Here is an 18,769-nt window from a genome sequence, read left to right on the forward strand (position 1 = left end):
GACTTGGGCGGTGGCCACGTGAAGTCGACGCACGCCATCGCGGATGGGACGGCTCCCCCGACACGTCTTGCAATTATAGATTATGATTATAATCTATAAGCCGAAGCAGTCCCCCGAGGGGACGCATCGTGGGAGAGTGTCGTGGGCAAGACGGACATCAAGACGGCCATCGTCACCGGAGCGGCATCCGGCATCGGACTGGCAACGGCCAAGGCCCTGAAAGCGGCGGGCTACCGGGTCTACGGCACGAGCCGCAGACCCGCGCAGGGGCGGGACGGGGACGTCACGATGCTGGCCTGCGACGTGACCGACGACGCCTCCGTCGAGGCCCTGGTGCAGACGGTCCACGGCGAGACCGGGCGGATCGATCTGCTGGTCAACAATGCCGGTTTCGGCATCAGCGGCGCGGCGGAGGAATCCACGGTCGCGCAGGCGCAGGCACTCTTCGACGTCAACCTGTTCGGCGTCATCCGCACGATTCGGGCGGTGCTGCCGCTGATGCGGGCGCAGGCGGGCGGCCGCATCGTCAACATCAGCTCCATCCTGGGGCTCGTCCCGGCGCCCTACATGGCTGTCTATTCGGCCAGCAAGCACGCGCTGGAAGGCTATTCGGAATCCCTCGACCACGAGGTCCGCGGCCAGGGCATCCGCGTCGTGCTGGTCGAGCCCGCCTATACGCGCACGGCCTTCGACGCGAACCTGGTCTCCCCCGATGCCCCGTTGAGCCTCTACGATTCCGATCGCGCGGGCCGGGAGCGTTTCACGCGGGAGGTCATGGCCACGGCCGACGCGCCCGAGATCGTCGCCGAGGTCGTGGTGAAAGCCGCCACCGCGGCGGCGCCCCATCTGCGCTACACCGCCGGATCGATGGCGCGGCAGGCCAGCCTCCTGCGCCGTTTCGTGCCGGCAAAGCAGTTCGACAAAAGCTACCGCAAGCAGATGCGCCTTCCCCCGGTCTCCTGAGCCTCCGCCCTTCGGGGGACGTGGGAAGCATGGTCCGCCCGTCTCTCAGGCACGATCGGGATTGACCATCGGGTCGGCTTGGAGCCTCGCCGCGGCCAGACCGATGAAGGCGCGCACCTTGGCCGGCGCGCGCCTTCCCTCCAGGGTCACGATATGGACCGGGAGCGGCACCGCGTCCGGATCGTCGAGGACCAGCCTGAGCCGGCCTTCGGCGACCGACGGCGCCACCTGATAGGACAGCAGAGATGCGATCCCCTGGCCGGCGAGGGCGGCCGCCAGGACCGCGTCGATCGTGTTGCAGATCAACCGGCATCGCGTGGCGCCACGCGTCGGCCCTTCGGCCGGGGAATGGCGCTCGAAGGGCAGTCCCATGGCGGTCGAACCGATGGTCGCGTGGCGGTGCAAATCCCCCATCGATTGCGGTGTTCCGTGCCGGTCGAGATAGTCCGGCGCGGCGCAGAGAACCCGTCGGACGGTGCCGACCCGAACCGCAACGAGCCCGGAATCGGCGAGGTGCCCGATGCGGATTCCCACATCGGCGCCCTCCTCGATCAGGTTGACCACGCGGTCGAGGAACAGCGCGCGCACGCCGACGGCCGGGTAACGCGCAAGAAAATCCGCGATGGCGGGTAAGACATAAAGCCGGCCGAACTGCACCGGAGCGGTGATCGTCAAGGTTCCGGAAGGTGTCGCATAGGCGCCGGCTGCGAGTGCTTCCGCCTCTTCCATGTCCGCGAGGATGCGGCGGCAATCCTCCAGATAGCGTCCGCCCGCCTCGGTGAGCATCAGCGAGCGCGTGGTCCGCGTCAGCAGCCGGGTGCCAATCCGGTTCTCCAGGGCGGCCACCGCACGGGTCACTGCGGGTGGGCTCATGTTGAGTTGGCGCGCCGCAGCGGCGAACCCCCCGCTCTCCGCCACCCGCACGAAGACCCGCATCGCCTGCCACCGATCCATGCCGGCTTCCTCCTCACCCGCGGATTATTCCAGAAACTGGAATAGTCGATTGCGGAGAATGCCGGTTCACGCGTTCCACGCAAGGGTCTCTGATGTGTCCGTGGCCGGTGCCCTCGTCCGGCCGTCGCGGAGATCCATCATGAAACTGTTCCACATGGCCCTGTCCGGGCATGCGCACCGGGCGCGTCTGTTCCTGTCCCTGGTGGGCGCGGATTGCGAGATCGTCGAGGTCGACCTCGCCGCCGGCGCGCACAAGACGCCGGATTTCCTGGCCCTGAACCCGTTCGGACAGGTGCCGGTGCTCGTCGACGGCGACGTGGTGGTTCCGGATTCCAACGCCATCCTGGTCTACGTGGCCAAGACACTCGGGCGCACGGATTGGCTGCCGGAGGATGCCCTCGCGGCGGCGCGGGTGCAGCGCTGGCTCTCGGTGGCGGCCGGGCCCATCGCCTTCGGACCCGCCGCCGCCCGGCTGATCACTGTCTTCGGCGCTCGCTTCGACACGGCCGAAGTGATTGCCCGTGCACATCAAATCCTCGGCCACCTCGAGGCGGAACTCACCGGTCGCGACTGGATCGCCGCCGACCATCCGACCATCGCGGATGTGGCCCTCTACAGCTACGTCGCCGCAGCCCCCGAGGGGAATGTCGATCTCGGCCCTTATTCCGAGATCCGTGCCTGGCTCGGCCGCATCGAGGCGCTGCCCGGCTTCGTGCCCTTTCCGACGACGGCGGCCGGCCTGCGCGTGGGCTGACGCCAAACCCTGTCACGGGAGATCACCCATGTCCTTATCCGACCATCATCCCGCCTCACCCTGGCATCCGGGCGAGATCGCGATTCAGAATCATGCGGGCGTCACCGAGCGCATGGCCGAGATCGGTCCCCGCGTCATCCGCGACCGGATGATCGACCAGCATCGCGACTTCTTCCGGCACTTACCTTTCGTGGTGCTGGGGGCTGTGGACCCGAAGGGTGAGGTCTGGGCGACGATCCGGGCCGGCGAGCCGGGATTTCTCGACGCGCCGGACCCCTTCCGCCTGCGCGTTCGGAGCGCCGCCGATCCCCACGATCCCGCCGAGGCTGGCCTGGCAGACGGATCGGCGGTCGGTCTTCTCGGGATCGATCTGACGACGCGACGCCGCAATCGCCTGAACGGGATCGTCCGGCGCGAGGGGGGCGACGAATTCGAGGTCCGGGTGCAGCAAAGCTTCGGCAATTGCCCGCAATACATCCGGGTCCGACAGGGGCCTGAGCGTTTACTTGTTCCCGTTGCGGCTGCCCCGGAGATCGCCCACGGCCTCGATGACCGCGCCCGGGCGCTCATCGCAGGCGCCGATACGTTCTTCGTCGCGACCTATGCGGACGGGGAGCAGGGGAACCGCCAAGTCGATGTCTCGCATCGCGGCGGCCCCAAAGGTTTCGTGCGGATCGGCGAAAACGACGTGCTGACGGTCCCGGATTATTCCGGCAACCGATTCTTCAATACACTTGGAAACATCCGTGCCAATCCTCGCGCCGGGCTCGTCTTCATCGACTTTACCAGCGGTGACCTGCTGCAGATGTCGGGTCGGGCGGAGGTGCTCCTCGATACTCCCGAGATCGCGAGTTTCCCGGGAGCCGAGCGGCTCTGGCGCTTCGCGCCCCGCACCCTCGTCCGGCGCGTGGGGGCCGTGCCGCTCCGGTTCGAGGCCGCTTCACCCCCCGGGGGTGCCTGATCCCCTGGGCGGCACGGACTTCGCCCCGTGTTTCGCTTCAGCGACGGCGGACCTGGCTCTGTTTCGTGTGGAGCACCTTGCGTGCCCGCGCCTCGTGAATCGCGGCCACCTTCATCAGGAGGCGGCGTTCGACGTCCGAGGGAGCACTCGCGGCACAGTCCCGCAGGGCGATCGCCGCTCGCACATGCATCAGCGCCCGATCCAGCATCCGAACCCCGCTCTTCGCCTCATTCCCTTCCTGCCTAGCGCCGCTGTGCTTAAGGCATCATCAAGCCGGATGCCGGGGCGGAGCGGTCGCGCGCGCCCAAGGACGCGTCCATTCTTCGCCCGTCTTCACGAAGGTCCGCTCCGGCAGCGGGCGGGCCATCCCGGCGCCGCCGATCCGCTCCGAGAGTTGACGCAGGCCGTCGGGACTGCCAACCCGGCCCCATTGCGGGCGCGGCCGCTCCCTCGGTCCGCAGGAGTACCGAATCTTCATGTCCGATCTGCTTGAGACGATCCGCAGAACCCTCGTGCCGATCCACAAGGAGGGCTACCCCTTCATCCTGATCGGCATCGTGCTGACCGTGCTGTTCGGCTATTTCGCCCAGTTCGCCGGCTGGATCTTCCTGATCCTCACCCTGTGGGTCTGCTATTTCTTCCGCGATCCCGAGCGGGTGACCCCGGTGGCGGACGGCCTGGTGGTTTCCCCGGCCGACGGCCGGGTGAACTTGATCTCCACCGTGCTGCCGCCGCCCGAACTCGACCTGCCGCAGGAGCCGATGACCCGGATCTCGGTCTTCATGAACGTGTTCGATTGCCACGTGAACCGCGTTCCCGTGACCGGCAAGATCGGCCAGATCGTCTACACGCCCGGCCTGTTCCTCAATGCGGAACTCGACAAGGCCAGCGACGACAACGAGCGTAACGGCCTCGTCATCGAGACCACGCATCGCGGCAGCCCCCTGCGCGTCGGCGTCGTGCAGATCGCCGGATTGGTGGCCCGTCGCATCGTCGGCTGGGTGCAGGCGAACGATACTTTGAACGTGGGCGAGCGCTTCGGCCTCATCCGCTTCGGCTCCCGCGTCGACGTCTACCTGCCGGTGGGGACTCGGGTGCTGGTCGGCCTCGGCCAGAAGGCGGTGGCGGGCGAGACCGTTCTCGCCGATCTCGGCGGCGGCCCCGAGCGCAGCTTCCGTCGCATCTGATCCCGCCCGGCCCCGCCCTGGCGGGGTCGCGATCCTTCGCGGACGGTGCCCTTGAGGCCCGTTCGCCCGTCTTTCTGAAAAGGCGCGTCATGGACGATCTCTTTCCGCCCTTCGAGCCGGATGCCAACGAGCCGAAGCCGCGCCGCTTCAAGGCGGTGCCTTTCCGGATGATCGCGCCCAACATGATCACCCTGATGGCGGTGTGCCTCGGGCTGACCGCGATCCGACTGGCATTCGAGGGCAAGTTCGAACCGGCCGTGATCGCCATCGTCGCGGCCGCCTTCCTCGACGGGATCGACGGGCGCGTCGCCCGCATGCTCAAGGGAACGTCACGTTTCGGCGCCGAGCTCGATTCCCTCGCCGACTTCGTCAATTTCGGCTGCGCGCCGGCGCTCATCCTCTACGGCTTTGCCCTGAAGGAGCTGCGCTCGCTGGGCTGGATCGTCGCCCTGATCTTCGCCATCGCCATGGCCCTGCGTCTCGCCCGCTTCAACGCGATGCTCGACGATCCCAACCGGCCCGCCTGGAAGAAGGATTTCTTCGTCGGCATGCCGGCGCCGGCCGGGGCCCTGACGGCTCTGCTGCCGCTCTATCTCCACTTCCTCGGCCTGCCGATCGAGCGTTGGGCCGCGCCGGTGGTGCTCGGCTACACGCTCTGCATCGCGCTCCTGGTGGTCTCCACCGTGCCGACCTTCTCCGGCAAGACCATGGGCAAGCGCGTTCCCCGCGAATGGGTGCTGCCGATCTTCCTCGTGGTGGTCGCGGCCTTCGGCCTCTTCATCAGCTACCCGTTCGAGGCCATGGTGGTGATGGCGGCCGGCTACCTCATCACCCTGCCGATCGGGGCGGCGCAGTATCGGCGCCGGGCGAAACACGAGGAGCGCCTCGACGCAACCGACCGTGGACAGATCGGTACGGCGCCTGTCGAAACCTGATCGCCTCGCCTAACGTCCCGGCGGGAATGCGGGCGGCGCAAGTTTTGGAGGCGACGGTGCTGGAAGAATTCAAGAAATTCGCGTTGCGCGGCAACGTCGTCGATCTGGCGGTGGGCGTGATCATCGGCGCCGCTTTCGGCTCCATTGTCACCTCCGCCGTCCAGGACGTGTTCATGCCGATCATCGGCGCGATCACGGGCGGGCTCGACTTCTCGAACTACTACATCGCGCTCTCGTCGAGCGTGCAGAAGGGGGCGGCCTACGCGGACGCCAAGAAACAGGGCGCAGTGATCGGCTACGGCCAGTTCATCACGGTGGCGCTCAACTTCATGATCGTCGCCTTCGTGCTATTTCTCGTCATCCGGGCGATGAACAAGCTCCAGTCCCAGGAGGAGGCGAAGCCTGTTCCCGAAACCCCGGCGGACGTGAAGCTGCTGGGCGAGATCCGCGATATCCTCGCGGCCAGACCCAAGGTCTGAGATCAGATCGTCGTCGCGGGCGGTACCTTCAGGTCGTCGAGGAGGCCATCCAGGGCCTGCTCCACCGCCCCGGTGCCTTCCTCATGGGTCTTCAGACGGATCTCGAGACGGCGCAATTGCGGCTCGAACTCTTCCGGCACAGCCGGATCGCCGAGGAATTTCGGCGCATCGTCCTGCGTGGTGAAGACGGAGCGCAGCTGCTGGCCGAGATGATCCCGCACCGGCTCGGGCAAGGCCGGATCGACATCCGCGCCGCCGGCCTGACCGGGGGGCGATTTATCAATGCGGAAGATCGGATCGTTCGCCATATCGGGTCTCTCCTCAATCAAGAGCAATAACCAGCCGGGGCGGAGAGTGTTGCGTGCCTCGACTCACAAATGTTGATGGTACCCGATCCAGCGCCGGTATTTCTGGTATTTCTCGCGCGAACCCCGACGATCTTCCGATCCACGAAAAAGCCCCCGGTGCCGTGGCACCGGGGGCTCTTGCCGAATGGTCAGCTGCGATCGACGATGATTAGTCGATGACTTCGACGATGCGGCGGCTGCGATCCACCAGGACCGGACGGTCGTTGACGATGGTGTAGCGCGCGCCGCGGGCATTGTACTCGGACGGCACGTCGTAATAGGTCACGCCGGTGCCGGGCAGGGTCGCGCCGACGCGGACGTCGCCGTCGTAATTGTAGGAGCTGTGACGCTCGCGGGTGACGTACTGGCGGAAGCGGGGACGGTCGTCGACACCGAGGATGCCACCGACGGTTCCGGTCGCAGCGCCGACGGCACCACCGACGATGGCACCTACGGGACCAGCTGCATCGGCACCTTCCTGGGCGCCACGCTCAGCGCCGCGCACGAGGCCCTGGGCCTGGGCGGCGAGGGGGAGGGACAGAGCGATCGCCGAAGCGGCGAGAAGGGTCTTGATGTTCATGATCGAGATCTCCGTATCCGATGACCCGCGAACGGTGACGCTCAGCGGGGTTCGGGGCAGTAACGCCCCATCTCGGGAAAGGGATGCCTCGAAAATCGATTTTGCCGGAATGTCCCGATCATGCCCCCAATGGGAGAACGATATTCCCCGTCCGCAAGGCGTCGCGGAAGGGGTAGCCCGGTGAGCATGGTGGGGAGCCGATCCCGACCGCTCACCGGGCGGAGTCAGGCGTCCTTCGGCATGGCCGACTGGATCAGCCGGTCCGAGCTGAGGTCTTCTTCGTCGTAGCCGAGCAATTCGGCGAGCCGCCCGCGGGCACGGCTCACGCGGCTTTTCACCGTGCCGACCTTGCAGCCCATGATCGTGGCGGCCTCTTCGTAGGACACACCCTCGGCGCCCACGAGGACGAGGGCCTCGCGCTGATCGGGCGGAAGCTTGGCGAGCGCCGTCTGCAGATCCTCGACATCGAGGCGGTCGCCCTGGTGCGGTGCCGTCGCGAGACGCGCCGCGTAGGAGCCGTCCTGGTCTTCCACCTCGCGCACGCGCTTGCGGTGGTCCGAGTAGAAGATGTTGCGCAGGATGGTGAAGAGCCAGGCATTCAGGTTCGTGCCCGGCTGGAACCGTGCGCGATGCTGCCAGCCCTTGAGCAGGGTGTCCTGCACGAGATCGTCCGAGCGGGCCGGATTGCTGGTGAGCGAGAGCGCGAAGGCTCGCAGCGACGGCACCGCCGCCAGCAAACCGTTGCGGAACTCGGGTTCCACCTGCTCGCCACGGGCCTTCAGGGCGGCTTCCAGCTTCTCGATGAGTTCGGCGAAGCGCGTTGCCGGCTCGTCCGCGCCAAGGCGGTCGTAGACGGTGCGGAGCTGGTCGCCGAGATGTGAGCGGATGGTCGCGGTCAGGCCCGGCCGCCCATCGTCGTTCGTGTCGCTCAGGAGGTCGTCGCTGGTTTCAAGGACGTCGCGTGTCATGGCTCGTCGTATTCTGGTCGTTGGGCAGGAAATCGTCCGGTTCGGGCCGGCCGTATCGGATCGGTCCGCCTGACATCGACGGCGAGGCCGTAGCGTGTCTCGGGTTGTAGCGCATCATACCCGGTCACGCACCCCGCCAAGCCACGCAAATGGCGACCTGCGCCGTTCGCGTCCACATGCGGCGGATGGCATCGGCGGCGGTGACATCTTCCCGATATCGAGGAAGGAGGGCCGCCTCTGCTTGCGCCCCATATCCGGCCATTGTCTCACCTGTCTCTCTGCCATCGCGAAAGGGATCGTCCATGCATCGTCGCGCCTTCACGGCGAGTCTCACGGCGGCCGTCCTGGCCGGGCCGGGCGATGCGGTTCGCGCGTCGGCTCGTAGCAGGCCACCCGTCAGCATCGCCATGCTGATGTTTCCCGGCATGACGGCTCTCGACCTCGTCGGGCCGCAGGCGATCCTGGCGGGTCTGGCCGGCGGCCGGCTCCACCTCGTGGCTCGCCAGACAGGCCCGATCCCCAGCGATACGGGCCTGACAATGGTGGCCGATACGTCCTTCGAGACCTGTCCGGGCGAGATCGACGTACTCTTCGTGCCCGGCGGCGACGCGACCCCCGGCCAGATGCGCGAGGAGGCGACCCTCGCCTTCCTGCGCGACCGGGCGGCACGAGCGTCCTGGGTCACCAGCGTCTGCACCGGTTCGCTCATCCTCGGCGCGGCGGGACTGCTCCACGGCTACCGCGCCACCTCGCACTGGTGCGTGCGCGAGACCGTGCTGCCCCGCCTCGGCGCCATTCCAGTGAACCGGCGCGTGGTGGTCGATCGCAACCGGATCACGGCGGCGGGTATTTCCGCCGGCCTCGACTTCGCTCTCGTCCTGGCCGCCCTTCTGCACGGCGACGATGCTGCGAGGACGAGCCAGCTTGTCGCCGAATATGCGCCGGAACCGCCCTTCTCCGCCGGCACGCCCGAGACTGCCGGGCCGGATATCGCCGCTGGCGCCGGAGCGATTCTCAAGGATCTGGTGGATGGGTCTCTCGCGGCGGCAGCGAGCTACGCGCCGCGATGAGGTCCGGGGCGCGGGGCCTCCGACCGGACGTGGTCACCGTCTCCCGCGAGGGCGCGTCATTTTGCCGGAACTCCGTTGAATTGCCAAGGTTTAGCCCCTGGCGAGAAAGCTGCATGGTCGCGATGCGCTGGCCGCCGGACTTCCGCGCTCCAACCATGAAGGGCATCGATCCATGGCATCAGGCCTCGCTGGCGATCTCACCCGGACGAAATCCCTCGAGCGACTGAATGCCGATGCCGAAGGGGGGGAGCACAAGCTCGAGCGCACCCTCGGTCCCTGGAGCCTCGTCGCCCTCGGGATCGGCGCGGTGATCGGAGCTGGCCTGTTCTCCCTCACCGGGATCGCGGCGGCCGAGCATGCCGGTCCCGCCGTAGTGATCTCCTTCGCCATCGCGTCGATCGCCTGCGCCTTCGCCGGCATGTGCTACAGCGAGCTCGCGGGCATGATCCCCGTGGCGGGTTCGGCCTATACCTACGCCTATGCCACGATGGGCGAGTTCGTGGCCTGGATCATCGGCTGGGACCTCGTGCTCGAATACGCTGTCGGCGCGGCCACCGTCTCGGTGAGCTGGTCGAGCTACGTCACCCGGTTCCTGCGGGACACCCTCGGCATCAACCTGCCGCCCAGCCTCGTCAATTCCCCCTTCGAAACCTACACGGTCGACGGGGTGACTGCGCATGGCATCGTCAACCTGCCGGCGATCCTCATCATCGTCGCCGTCTCGGCCCTGCTGATGATCGGCATCCGCGAATCCGCCCGGGTCAACGCCGTCGTCGTGGCGATCAAACTCGCGGTGGTGGCGGTCGTGGTGGGCGTCGGCCTGTTCTACATCAAGGCGCAGAACTACGTGCCGTTCATTCCCGAGAACACCGGGACCTTCGGCGAATACGGTTGGAGCGGCATCATGCGCGGCGCCGGCGTGGTGTTCTTTGCCTATATCGGGTTCGACGCGGTCTCGACTGCGGCGCAGGAGGCCAAGAACCCCCAGCGCAACATGATGATCGGCATCCTCGGCTCGCTGGCCATCTGCACGGTGATCTACATTGCCTTCGCCGGCGTGCTGACCGGCCTCGTGCATTACGACGCCATGAAGGGCGATGCCGCGCCGGTGAACACGGCGATCGCCCAGACACCGTTCCCGTGGCTGAAAAGCCTCGTGACGCTCGGCGTCATCGCCGGCTTCTCCACCGTGATCCTGGTCCTGCTGCTGGGCCAGAGCCGGGTGTTCTATTCCATGAGCCAGGACCGGCTGTTGCCGGGCTTCTTCTCCAAGATTCATCCGACCTGGAAGACGCCCTATCGTTCGAACCTGTTCTTCATGGTGTTCACGAGTGCTCTGGGCGGCTTCCTGCCGATCAGCCAGCTCGGCCACATGACCAGCATCGGCACCCTGCTCGCCTTCATCCTGGTCTGTGCGGGAGTCATCATCCTGCGCCGGACTCAGCCCGATGCGCGACGGGACTACCGGACGCCGCTGGTGCCGCTGGTGCCGATCCTCGGCATCGTCAGCTGCCTCGCCATGATGGTGTCCCTCGACGGCCAGACCTGGCTGCGACTGATTGCCTGGCTCGCGGTAGGACTTGTGATCTACTTCGCCTGGAGCCGACGCAACAGCCGCCTCGGCCGGGAGGAGGCGGCCTGACCGTAGCAGTCTCGGCCGTCCCCGGGGAACGGGATCCGGTGCTCGGGACGGCGGCCTGATCCGTCAGGCTGTCTTGATAAGCGACAAGAGAGGGCTTTTGGAATCCTTCTCCACCATCACCTCGCCCACATGGACGATCTGCCGCTCGCGCGCGACGAACGCCGTCGGCATTTCGGACTGCATCTCGGCTTCCACGGCACGCAGCATGGCGTCGCTATGGGCGGGATGGAGATGGATGATCGCGAGCGCCTTGGCACCGGCGGCCTTCGCCAGTTCGACGCCCTTCTGCCATGTGGAATGACCCCAGCCGCAGCAGCGCGGATATTCCGACTCGGTGAACATGCCGTCGTAGACGAGGAGGTCCGAGCCTTCCACGAACCGGCGCAGGGACTCGTCCGGCCACGGGTCGGAATGCTCGATGTCGCTGATGATGCAGAGGCGTTTTCCGCCATGGTCGAAGCGGTACCCCACCGATCCTTGCGGGTGGTTGAGGAGGATCGTGTCCACACGCGACCCATCGGGGAAATCGAGCGCCTCGCCGGCCTTGAAGCCGTGATGCGCAAGGGTGCAGGGAAGGATGTCCAAGGTCACCGGGAAGAGTGGCGGCGAGAACAGGCGGTCCAGGGTCTCCTTCGCGCTCGCTCCGTCGAGATTGCCGCAATAGGTGTTGATCGTCCGTTCCGGGTTGAAGATGACCGGCTTGAAGAACGGCAGACCCGCCGTGTGGTCGAGATGCAGATGGCTCAACAGGAGGTCGATCTCTTTCGGCATCTCCTCGCGGTGATGCAGCCCGCAGGCATTCAGGCCCGAGCCGGCATCGACGATGAACAGGCGCGAGCCGCAGCGGATCTCCAGGCACGGGGTGTTGCCGCCGAACTCGACATAATCCGGCCCGCTAACGGGCGTGGAACCGCGGACGCCCCAGAAGCGTAGGGAGAGGCCGTCTTCGGTCGAGGGCGTGTGCGTCATACTCATGGTTCGACTACCGATTGCCCGATCCGCCTGAGACCCGGTGCCTTTCGGCGCACCGATGCGATCCATTCTTCGCGAGAACGGTCACAAACAGGTTGCCAGGATCGAAGTGGGGTTGACCATGAGGTAGTCAGCCCCCTCCGACATCGATGTGCGGCCACGCACACAGCTTGGAGACGCTCGTCCCCGGCAAAACCGCGCTCACCGGCCAGCTTTCAATCGGAGCGAGCCCAATATTCGCCTGCGTGAAATGGCCGATGCTCCGGGCGGCCGTTGTTTCGGGCAGAGCCAATGTGGCGTTGACGAGACGGCGAAGCCGGCCCTCGTGACGAGTTCGTGCCCGATCCTGACGACAGCATCTCCGTCGCGATTCCAGAGAAAATTGGGAAATGTCTTTGCTGAAGTCTATCGTCCAGAAGACGATGAGGGCCGAGGCTGCGCATGGATTCCGGCCTATGGCCGGGCTGACAGCATGGGCCGTCACGGCCATCGCTGGCGCTGGATGCGGATGCAAGGAACCGGACGTGGAGCAGCTTGGCGCTCTCCCGTGCTACCGCTGATGGGCAGCTATGGCTCACGAATTCGAATATTTCTAAATCAAGACTGCGGAATATTTCCGCTGCTCGCGTTTTATAGTCTTTCCAATATTCCAGCTTACTCTTGATTGATTGGGGATATTGCCTCTTTATGTCGGTTATCGGGGCAATGCGCGATGAGAAGGCCCATCCAAAATGGAACGGATGCTGGAACTGGTCCGCGGCTATGCACGGCTGGCGTGGTGGGATGGCTGTGCCGTCGACATGCGCCTTCACCGCCTTGCCGACTTCATCGATTTCCTGGCTGCCGCGAGGGAGCCGGTGCTTAGGCACGAGCCGATTCCGATTGTAAAAGGAGAGATTGCGTGAGCGCCTTCCGATCGACCCGGCCATGTATCGAGCCGCCCAAAGAGGGAAGCGAACTGGACGAGGCCTTGCGCCGCGCCTTCTGGACCAGCCTGAACCGCCATCCCCTTCCAGCGCTCCAGGCGCTGGCCACGGCGGCACGGACCATCGGGACCCTGTATCGACAGATTGCCCAGGCACATGAAGGCCCCGGCGGCTGTGGTTGCGGTTGGGAGCCCGATCCGGACAGCGATCTCATCGTGCTCGAAGCCAATCTGGCCGCTTCCCTGCTGAAGCCGCCCGAACCAGACCTCGCCCACATGGTGACGCTCGGACGAGCGTGACGTCCCATCGGGGTCACTGGCGCGCCGGGGCGTCGATCCACCGTCCCCCCTATCGAGACGCAACATCGCGGAAGGGATTGGTTAACCCACCAGCCCGCATGATTGGGTCGATCCTGCAGGGTGGAGGTGGGAATGGACGTGATCTACCGCGGTCTCGAAACGTCGCTCCTCGGCCTCACCCTGGTCCTTGGCATCGCGGCCTTGGCCCTTCCTTCGCTGGCGCCCCGGATACTCGGCGCTCCGGAACTCGCCGTGACCCTGCCCTTGCTCAGTGTCACCGCCGCACATTGAGGGTTTCGCGCCGGATTTGCGACCCGGCAGACGATGCCTGAAGTGATCGCCTCAGGCGACGATCATGGCGCTGGCTGTGCGGTTCGACACAATCGACCCATGCTGACGACTTTCACAGTGCGTTGCGTCATCGCACTGCAACTGTTTCGCCCTCACGCGACTTTATAGACCAAGCGCTGCGGTGAGCGCATTGGCTTGGGTCTTTAAGGCGCTCCGGACAACGGCGCGCGGGCAAGGTTGCGATGGCGAAACGATTCGGTCTTTCCGCTGCGTTGGGCGTTGCGCTCATCGTCGGCGCCACCTCTATCCCGGCCTCCGCGATGCCGGGAACCGAGGGAGCCTCGTCCACGAGTGTTCAGCGGGACGCGGAAGTCGGCAAAGTCGCATTGACGGTAGAGGCCGAGGACGATGCCCTGGCCTGCACGAAATCGCGCAAGCGGTTGTTCGTCGATGGCGAGGGCTGGATCGTTCGCCGGGTCACCACCTGCCGCTGAGGTGATCGCCGCCGTAGTCGTGCGGGACCGGTTCATCCATGGGGTCTCGTCCGTTTCGTTCATTCCGGCTATCCGACCACCGTATGGCTCGGTCGTCAGTCGAGCCATCGTTCCCGGCTCAGGCCTACGCGCTGCGAGGTTCGCATGTTGGCGATGAGGAGATGGTCAGCGCATTCAGCAATGCTGATGCTCACCCTCCTCGTTGTGCCCGTTGCCCATGCTCAGAGAGCGGTGACTTCCGGCTACGGTCATTCGGATCTCCGGTTCGATGATCGCTACGCCGGACCGTATCCGGCTGCGGCGTATGGTGTCGCTCCGCTGGTACGGTTCCCGCGTCCGACCGAACTCGTTCCGAGCGCTTGGGGCTATGGAACTTACGGCATTCCCACCGCGACCGGCATCCGTCCCGCCTCAGTAGGGACACCCGTTGTATACGTGATCGACACGCCCGCCCGCCGGGTCATGCGCCAGACCCGCAATCCCGGGCCGCGCATTGTGTCGCGTAAGGCGCGAAAGCCGGATCCTGCATCTCTTGCCATACACCATCAGGCCGGCGCGGAGGTCGTGACCCTGCGCATGGAGCGCACCAGCTCGCGCTGAAGACAGAGCCTTGTCAGTATTGCGCGCGCAGGACCGCTTCGGAGACGAGCTTGATCGGCTTTCCCCTGCCCATCATGATCGCCGCCCGCGACTGTTCCGGGTCGGCCTCGAACCGCGTCCGCAACCAGGCGACGAGGAACTTCAGGTATTCTGAACCAATGAGCTTCGCCGTTCCCGGATGACGCCACCAGCGATCGGCGTCGAAACCTTCTGCTATCACCGGATGGGGGAGGACGCGGTCCTTGCCCATCAATGCGTGGTCGAGCTCCACCAAGGTTCGGGGCATATGATAATTCGACGTCACCACGGCCACGGTGTTGAACCGGTGCTGGCGCATCCAGCGACGGGTCTCGATGGCGTTGCCGATCGTGTTGCGAGCCCGGTAATCGAGATCGACGCAGCACTCGATCCAGTGGCGCTGGCTCGGATTGAGCCGGGCGATCTCGTCGCGGCTGGTCCGCTCGTTCACGCCGGTAATGAGAAGACGTCGGCCATAGCCACCGGCCAGAAGGTCGATCGCGTCGCCGATGCGCTGGGCACCCCCGGTCAAGGCCACGATCCCGTCCGCACGGCCGTCGAGAGTGCGCTCGTCACGGGCGATCGATTCCGCGAACACCAGGAAGCCGGCGACCAGGGCCAGGGTAGCGACGGCACCGAGGCCGAAGGCGATTTGACCGAGACGGCGGAGGGTTGAAGACATCACCATGGCGATCCGCGCGGGAGGCACCGACGATTCCGCCCGACCCCGTGGCCAGACCCAACCGAACGCCTCTGGAGGGCGAGTGGTGCCGTGTCCTGACATCCGCGTGGCCATTCTCCAAAGGTAGCGCGGAATGCGTCATCCGCGAGGCGACATTTCCGCCCCGATGGGTTTACGAATGGTTAACGCGGATCCGGCGCGGATGTCTGTAGTCCTATGATGTCATACGGAACCGCTGATCTGGCGGGTCCGGCGACCGGAAAACCGGCTTCAGCGCAGGAAACGCCGGACGGTCAGCCGCGAGACGATGCCGGTGACCACCGATGCGATGACGCCGATGAGGAGGACAGCGGCATAGCCGCGCCAACCGATATGGAACGCACCGAATAAGGCCTCGATCTCGTCCCCGGCGGGTCCCGAGCGCCAGACCTGGGCGAGCAGTCCGGCGAGCGCGAACACGGCCAGAGCCAAGCACGAGCCGATGATCCCGCCACGCAGGCCGAGGCGGAAGAACCGACGCTGGAACGCGCGGGCGATGAAGTCGTCGTTCGCGCCGACGAAATGCAGCACCTCCACGACCTCGCGATTGCCGGCCATGGCTCCTCGTGTGGCGAACACGACGGCGAGGCCGGTGGCGATCAGGACGAGGGTCACGATACCGACTCCGACGCCGACGAAGGTATTGGCCATGGTCGAGAGCCGCTGAAGCCACAAGGCATGGTCGTCGAGGCTCGCGACCCCCGGCATCGCCTCGCTGAGCGACCCCCGCAATCCCTTCAAATCCGGGGGAGGGGATTCCGCGAGCTTCAGGGTTACGAGACGCGGTACCGGAAGGTCCGAGAGGTCGAGGCCGCTCCCGAGCCAGGGTTCGAGCAGGCGCTCCGCCTCCGTCTTCGAGAAGATCCGCGTGCTGGCGATGCCGGGCGTGGCCTTGGCCAGCGACTCGGCCCTCGCCACATCGGCATCGATGTCACGGCCGACGCTGGGCCTCACCTGGATCGTCACTTCCTGCGCGACGCTGCCCTGCCACTGGTTGGCACTGGACGCGACGATCTCGGCCGCCCCGGCGCAGAGGGCGGCCAGGAAGGTCAGGATCGCGATCACCGCGGCGAGCGCCCGGCTCGCCGCCGAATCGGTGGGGACGAGGGGCGCGTTGCGTCGCAGGGTCGCCGGCAGGCCGGCCTCCTGGTCTGGTGTGACGGGCATCGCGGGACGCGGGTCTAGGCTAGCCTCACCCATCAGCGTTCGATCTGAAGCCGGCCCTGGCCCAGAACGAGCCGGGGGGCGTCGACGAGGTCCATCAAGGCGAAATCGTGGGTCGCGATCAGGACCGAGGTGCCAAGGCGGTTGAGTTCGATGAACAGCCGCAACAGACGGCGGCCGAGGCCGGGATCGACATTGCCGGTGGGTTCGTCGGCAAGGAGCAGGTCGGGCCGGGCGATCAGCGCGCGGGCGATCGCCGCGCGCTGTTTCTCGCCGCCCGACAGAAGCGGCGGCAGGACATGCATGCGCTCGCCGAGGCCGACCCAGCGCAGGAGTTCCACCACCTCGGCGCGGTAACTCGTTTCCGCCCGACCCTGGACGCGCAGGGGGAGGGCGACGTTCTCGTAGGTGGTCAGGTGGTCGAGCAGGCGGAAATCCTGAAACACGATGCCCATCCGCCGACGCAGGCCGGTGAGCGCCTCGTTGGAAATATCGCTGACCTCTTCCCCGAACACCGAGACCAATCCGCGCGTCGGCCGCACCGAAAGCAGGATCAGGCGCAGCAGGGTGGTCTTTCCCGCGCCCGAAGGGCCGGTGAGGAACTGGAACGAGCGCGGGGCGATCTGGAAGCTCACGTCGCTCAGCACTTCCGGCCCGAGGCCGTAGCGCATGCCGACATTCTCGAACTGAACCACGGGCTCCTCGACGCCCGACAGGAGGCTGTCACGGCTCACGCTAGGGTCCCGGATCCGTCGATGCGCGATTCTGCTGACAAGCCTGCCCTCCCATATCCGCCGCTTCACGGAGGATTAACCGCTTCCGGCGATGACGGTGTGAGTCTTTTTCACCGAGCCGGCAACTGCCGATCGAGATATTCGAGGCGGCGATTCGCCATGCTGATCGTATGCCCCTCCTGCGCAAGTGAATACGACATCGCCACCGACAGGGTCGGCGTCGAGGGTCGCTCCGTGCGCTGCGCCGCCTGTCGCGAGACCTGGTTCATCTCACCCGACGAGGTCGCCGCCGCCCTTGCCGAGGAGATGGCCGAGATTCAGGCGGCGATGGGCTCTGTGGAGGGGCGCGGCGAAGCGCAGGCCGATCTCGATGCATGGGAGGCGGCTTTGGCCGAGGAGGCCCAGTCCGCGACGGTAGAGCCGGTGTCCGAAGATAAGCCGGTTCGCAAGGCCAGGGGGCGGACGCCGCCAAAGAAGCGCTGGAGCGCCCCGTCGCCCGCCGCCGCCTTCGGGCTCGCCCTGCTGGCCGGCATTCCCCTGGCGCTCCTCGCGCGCAGCACCGTGGTTCGGGCCATGCCCCAGAGCGCCTCGCTCTATGCCCGGATCGGTATGCCGGTGAACCTTCGCGGCATCGAGATCCGCGATCTCGCGGCCTACCAGACCCAGGGCGAGGGGGCGGCGTCCCAACTCGTCATAGAAGGCGACGTGGTCGGTGTGGCGGGCACCACCGTCCCGGTACCGCCGATCGAAATCCAGGTGCGCGACGCGCAGGACCAGACCATCTACCGCTGGACCGTGACGCCGCCGCGTTCCAGCCTCGAGGACCGCGAGACGGCCCGGTTCAGGGCGAGCCTGTCGTCTCCTCCGGCACAGGGGCGTACGATCAAGGTCGGGTTCGCACCGGAACGGGGTGCGCCGGAAGCGGATGTCGCTCACTGACCCCTGACATTGCCGCTGGTTGAGGGCGAAAATCGATGCCAGCCGGCTCTGCTCGTGGTAGGGAGAATGTATGACCAGCCCGACCCGACGCGTCCGCGTCCTCTTCGACGAAGCCGCCATCGCGAACCGCAACGAGGAGCTAGCCGCAGCCATCGTCGCGGCCAAGCCCGAGAACCTCCTTGTCGTGGCGGTTCTCAAAGGCAGCTTCATGTTCGCCGCCGACCTACTGCGGGCATTGCACCGCTCGGGCCTGTCGCCACAGGTCGAGTTCGTGCACCTGTCGAGCTACCGCAGCGGGACGGTATCCTCGGGGCAGGTCGCGATCCTGCGGGACGTGGAGAGCGAGGTTCGCGGACGCGACGTGCTGCTCGTGGACGATATCCTTGAATCGGGACGCACCGTCGTCTTCGCCAAGGATCTGCTCATGGCGCGTGGGGCCAAGCGGGTGCTGACCGCCGTTCTGCTGGAGAAGCCGGGCAAGCGGGCCGTGACCATCGATGCCGATTTCGTCGGCTTCACCTGCCCCGATGTGTTCGTGGTGGGCTACGGCATGGATGTCGCGCACGAATATCGGCAACTTCCCTTCGTCGGTCTCGTGGACCATGTGAGCAGCGAGCCGGATCTCTTCGGCGGAACCTGAGCCCCCCCTCTTCAGGGAGGCGAGGCACGCGATGAATCGGGTTCGCGAGGGTTCACCCGTGGGTTTATGGCGACAATTGCGCGCGGCCACATATTGCGCAACATTTACGTATTATTTGATGCAAAGCAGCC

At 66.1% G+C, this 18,769-nt stretch carries 24 protein-coding genes; 15 read left to right on the plus strand and 9 right to left on the minus strand.

Features of this window, described 5'->3' with window-relative positions; all coding sequences use genetic code 11:
* The first annotated feature begins 141 nt into the window (after positions 1-141).
* Positions 142-963 (plus strand): oxidoreductase, encoded by an 822-nt coding sequence (locus IPV08_RS14020; protein ID WP_207412304.1) that lies wholly within the window; start codon positions 142-144, stop codon positions 961-963.
* A 45-nt stretch (positions 964-1,008) separates the two neighbouring features.
* Here the strand turns inward: IPV08_RS14020 and IPV08_RS14025 are convergent, their stop codons facing one another.
* Positions 1,009-1,917, minus strand: coding sequence for a LysR family transcriptional regulator (locus IPV08_RS14025; RefSeq protein ID WP_056454775.1), 909 nt, complete (start codon positions 1,915-1,917; stop codon positions 1,009-1,011).
* Between the two features lie 139 nt (positions 1,918-2,056).
* Here IPV08_RS14025 and IPV08_RS14030 point away from each other — a divergent pair, with 139 nt between their 5' ends.
* Positions 2,057-2,671, plus strand: a complete 615-nt coding sequence (locus tag IPV08_RS14030; RefSeq protein ID WP_207412305.1) for a glutathione S-transferase — start codon at positions 2,057-2,059, stop codon at positions 2,669-2,671.
* A gap of 28 nt (positions 2,672-2,699) precedes the next feature.
* Positions 2,700-3,632, plus strand: a complete 933-nt coding sequence (locus IPV08_RS14035; protein ID WP_207412306.1) for a pyridoxamine 5'-phosphate oxidase family protein — start codon at positions 2,700-2,702, stop codon at positions 3,630-3,632.
* 37 nt (positions 3,633-3,669) lie between these two features.
* Here IPV08_RS14035 and IPV08_RS14040 read toward each other — a convergent pair whose 3' ends face one another.
* The gene (locus IPV08_RS14040) at positions 3,670-3,840 is read right to left on the minus strand and encodes a hypothetical protein (RefSeq protein WP_200919005.1); all 171 of its coding nucleotides are present in this window, start codon (positions 3,838-3,840) and stop codon (positions 3,670-3,672) included.
* A 268-nt stretch (positions 3,841-4,108) separates the two neighbouring features.
* Here IPV08_RS14040 and IPV08_RS14045 point away from each other — a divergent pair, with 268 nt between their 5' ends.
* From IPV08_RS14045 to mscL, 3 genes are all read left to right on the plus strand, one after another.
* On the plus strand, positions 4,109-4,819 hold the full coding sequence (locus IPV08_RS14045; RefSeq protein ID WP_018045459.1) for a phosphatidylserine decarboxylase: 711 nt from the start codon (positions 4,109-4,111) through the stop codon (positions 4,817-4,819).
* Between the two features lie 89 nt (positions 4,820-4,908).
* Positions 4,909-5,754 (plus strand): phosphatidylcholine/phosphatidylserine synthase, encoded by an 846-nt coding sequence (locus tag IPV08_RS14050; protein WP_056421958.1) that lies wholly within the window; start codon positions 4,909-4,911, stop codon positions 5,752-5,754.
* 56 nt (positions 5,755-5,810) lie between these two features.
* A complete protein-coding gene (mscL, locus tag IPV08_RS14055) occupies positions 5,811-6,233 on the plus strand; it encodes a large conductance mechanosensitive channel protein MscL (RefSeq protein WP_056423204.1) in 423 nt (140 codons plus the stop codon).
* A gap of 2 nt (positions 6,234-6,235) precedes the next feature.
* Here mscL and IPV08_RS14060 read toward each other — a convergent pair whose 3' ends face one another.
* The 3 genes from IPV08_RS14060 to IPV08_RS14070 all read right to left on the minus strand — a co-directional run bounded on the left by IPV08_RS14060 (position 6,236) and on the right by IPV08_RS14070 (position 8,128).
* On the minus strand, positions 6,236-6,541 hold the full coding sequence (locus tag IPV08_RS14060; RefSeq protein WP_244478209.1) for a hypothetical protein: 306 nt from the start codon (positions 6,539-6,541) through the stop codon (positions 6,236-6,238).
* Positions 6,542-6,749: 208 nt separating this feature from the next.
* Positions 6,750-7,160, minus strand: coding sequence for a DUF1236 domain-containing protein (locus tag IPV08_RS14065; protein WP_056421956.1), 411 nt, complete (start codon positions 7,158-7,160; stop codon positions 6,750-6,752).
* Positions 7,161-7,384: 224 nt separating this feature from the next.
* Positions 7,385-8,128, minus strand: coding sequence for a sigma-70 family RNA polymerase sigma factor (locus IPV08_RS14070; RefSeq protein ID WP_056421955.1), 744 nt, complete (start codon positions 8,126-8,128; stop codon positions 7,385-7,387).
* A 302-nt stretch (positions 8,129-8,430) separates the two neighbouring features.
* Here IPV08_RS14070 and IPV08_RS14075 point away from each other — a divergent pair, with 302 nt between their 5' ends.
* Complete coding sequence (locus tag IPV08_RS14075; protein ID WP_082470619.1) at positions 8,431-9,198, plus strand: DJ-1/PfpI family protein; 768 nt, start codon at positions 8,431-8,433, stop codon at positions 9,196-9,198.
* Positions 9,199-9,370: 172 nt separating this feature from the next.
* Positions 9,371-10,840 carry an amino acid permease gene (locus IPV08_RS14080; protein ID WP_056454785.1) on the plus strand — a complete coding sequence of 490 codons (1,470 nt, stop codon included), beginning with the start codon at positions 9,371-9,373 and terminating at the stop codon, positions 10,838-10,840.
* A 63-nt stretch (positions 10,841-10,903) separates the two neighbouring features.
* Here the strand turns inward: IPV08_RS14080 and IPV08_RS14085 are convergent, their stop codons facing one another.
* On the minus strand, positions 10,904-11,815 hold the full coding sequence (locus IPV08_RS14085; RefSeq protein WP_056421952.1) for an MBL fold metallo-hydrolase: 912 nt from the start codon (positions 11,813-11,815) through the stop codon (positions 10,904-10,906).
* A gap of 728 nt (positions 11,816-12,543) precedes the next feature.
* Between IPV08_RS14085 and IPV08_RS14090 the strand changes: the two genes are divergently transcribed.
* The 5 genes from IPV08_RS14090 (at position 12,544) to IPV08_RS14110 (ending at position 14,422) form a co-directional block, all read left to right on the plus strand.
* Positions 12,544-12,717, plus strand: a complete 174-nt coding sequence (locus IPV08_RS14090) for a hypothetical protein (RefSeq protein WP_207412307.1) — start codon at positions 12,544-12,546, stop codon at positions 12,715-12,717.
* On the plus strand, positions 12,714-13,037 hold the full coding sequence (locus IPV08_RS14095) for a hypothetical protein (RefSeq protein ID WP_056421950.1): 324 nt from the start codon (positions 12,714-12,716) through the stop codon (positions 13,035-13,037). The genes IPV08_RS14090 and IPV08_RS14095 overlap by 4 nt, the downstream gene beginning before the upstream one ends.
* A 132-nt stretch (positions 13,038-13,169) precedes the next feature.
* A complete protein-coding gene (locus IPV08_RS14100; protein ID WP_200919001.1) occupies positions 13,170-13,328 on the plus strand; it encodes a hypothetical protein in 159 nt (52 codons plus the stop codon).
* A 242-nt stretch (positions 13,329-13,570) separates the two neighbouring features.
* On the plus strand, positions 13,571-13,822 hold the full coding sequence (locus IPV08_RS14105; RefSeq protein WP_207412308.1) for a hypothetical protein: 252 nt from the start codon (positions 13,571-13,573) through the stop codon (positions 13,820-13,822).
* 180 nt (positions 13,823-14,002) lie between these two features.
* The gene (locus IPV08_RS14110) at positions 14,003-14,422 is read left to right on the plus strand and encodes a hypothetical protein (RefSeq protein WP_207412358.1); all 420 of its coding nucleotides are present in this window, start codon (positions 14,003-14,005) and stop codon (positions 14,420-14,422) included.
* A 13-nt stretch (positions 14,423-14,435) separates the two neighbouring features.
* Here IPV08_RS14110 and IPV08_RS14115 read toward each other — a convergent pair whose 3' ends face one another.
* The 3 genes from IPV08_RS14115 to ftsE all read right to left on the minus strand — a co-directional run bounded on the left by IPV08_RS14115 (position 14,436) and on the right by ftsE (position 17,059).
* On the minus strand, positions 14,436-15,122 hold the full coding sequence (locus IPV08_RS14115) for a YdcF family protein (RefSeq protein ID WP_246747954.1): 687 nt from the start codon (positions 15,120-15,122) through the stop codon (positions 14,436-14,438).
* A gap of 270 nt (positions 15,123-15,392) precedes the next feature.
* Complete coding sequence (locus IPV08_RS14120) at positions 15,393-16,328, minus strand: ABC transporter permease (protein WP_244478210.1); 936 nt, start codon at positions 16,326-16,328, stop codon at positions 15,393-15,395.
* Positions 16,329-16,360: 32 nt separating this feature from the next.
* Positions 16,361-17,059: a cell division ATP-binding protein FtsE gene (gene ftsE, locus IPV08_RS14125; RefSeq protein ID WP_056421937.1), complete on the minus strand. Its 699-nt coding sequence runs from the start codon at positions 17,057-17,059 to the stop codon at positions 16,361-16,363.
* A gap of 159 nt (positions 17,060-17,218) precedes the next feature.
* Between ftsE and IPV08_RS14130 the strand changes: the two genes are divergently transcribed.
* Both IPV08_RS14130 and hpt read left to right on the plus strand, forming a co-directional pair.
* On the plus strand, positions 17,219-17,998 hold the full coding sequence (locus IPV08_RS14130) for a zinc-ribbon domain-containing protein (protein ID WP_207412309.1): 780 nt from the start codon (positions 17,219-17,221) through the stop codon (positions 17,996-17,998).
* Between the two features lie 70 nt (positions 17,999-18,068).
* Positions 18,069-18,638, plus strand: coding sequence for a hypoxanthine phosphoribosyltransferase (gene hpt, locus IPV08_RS14135; protein WP_056421935.1), 570 nt, complete (start codon positions 18,069-18,071; stop codon positions 18,636-18,638).
* Positions 18,639-18,769: the final 131 nt, after the last annotated feature.

This window comes from Methylobacterium sp. SD274 (assembly GCF_017355285.1).
Taxonomy (GTDB): domain Bacteria; phylum Pseudomonadota; class Alphaproteobacteria; order Rhizobiales; family Beijerinckiaceae; genus Methylobacterium.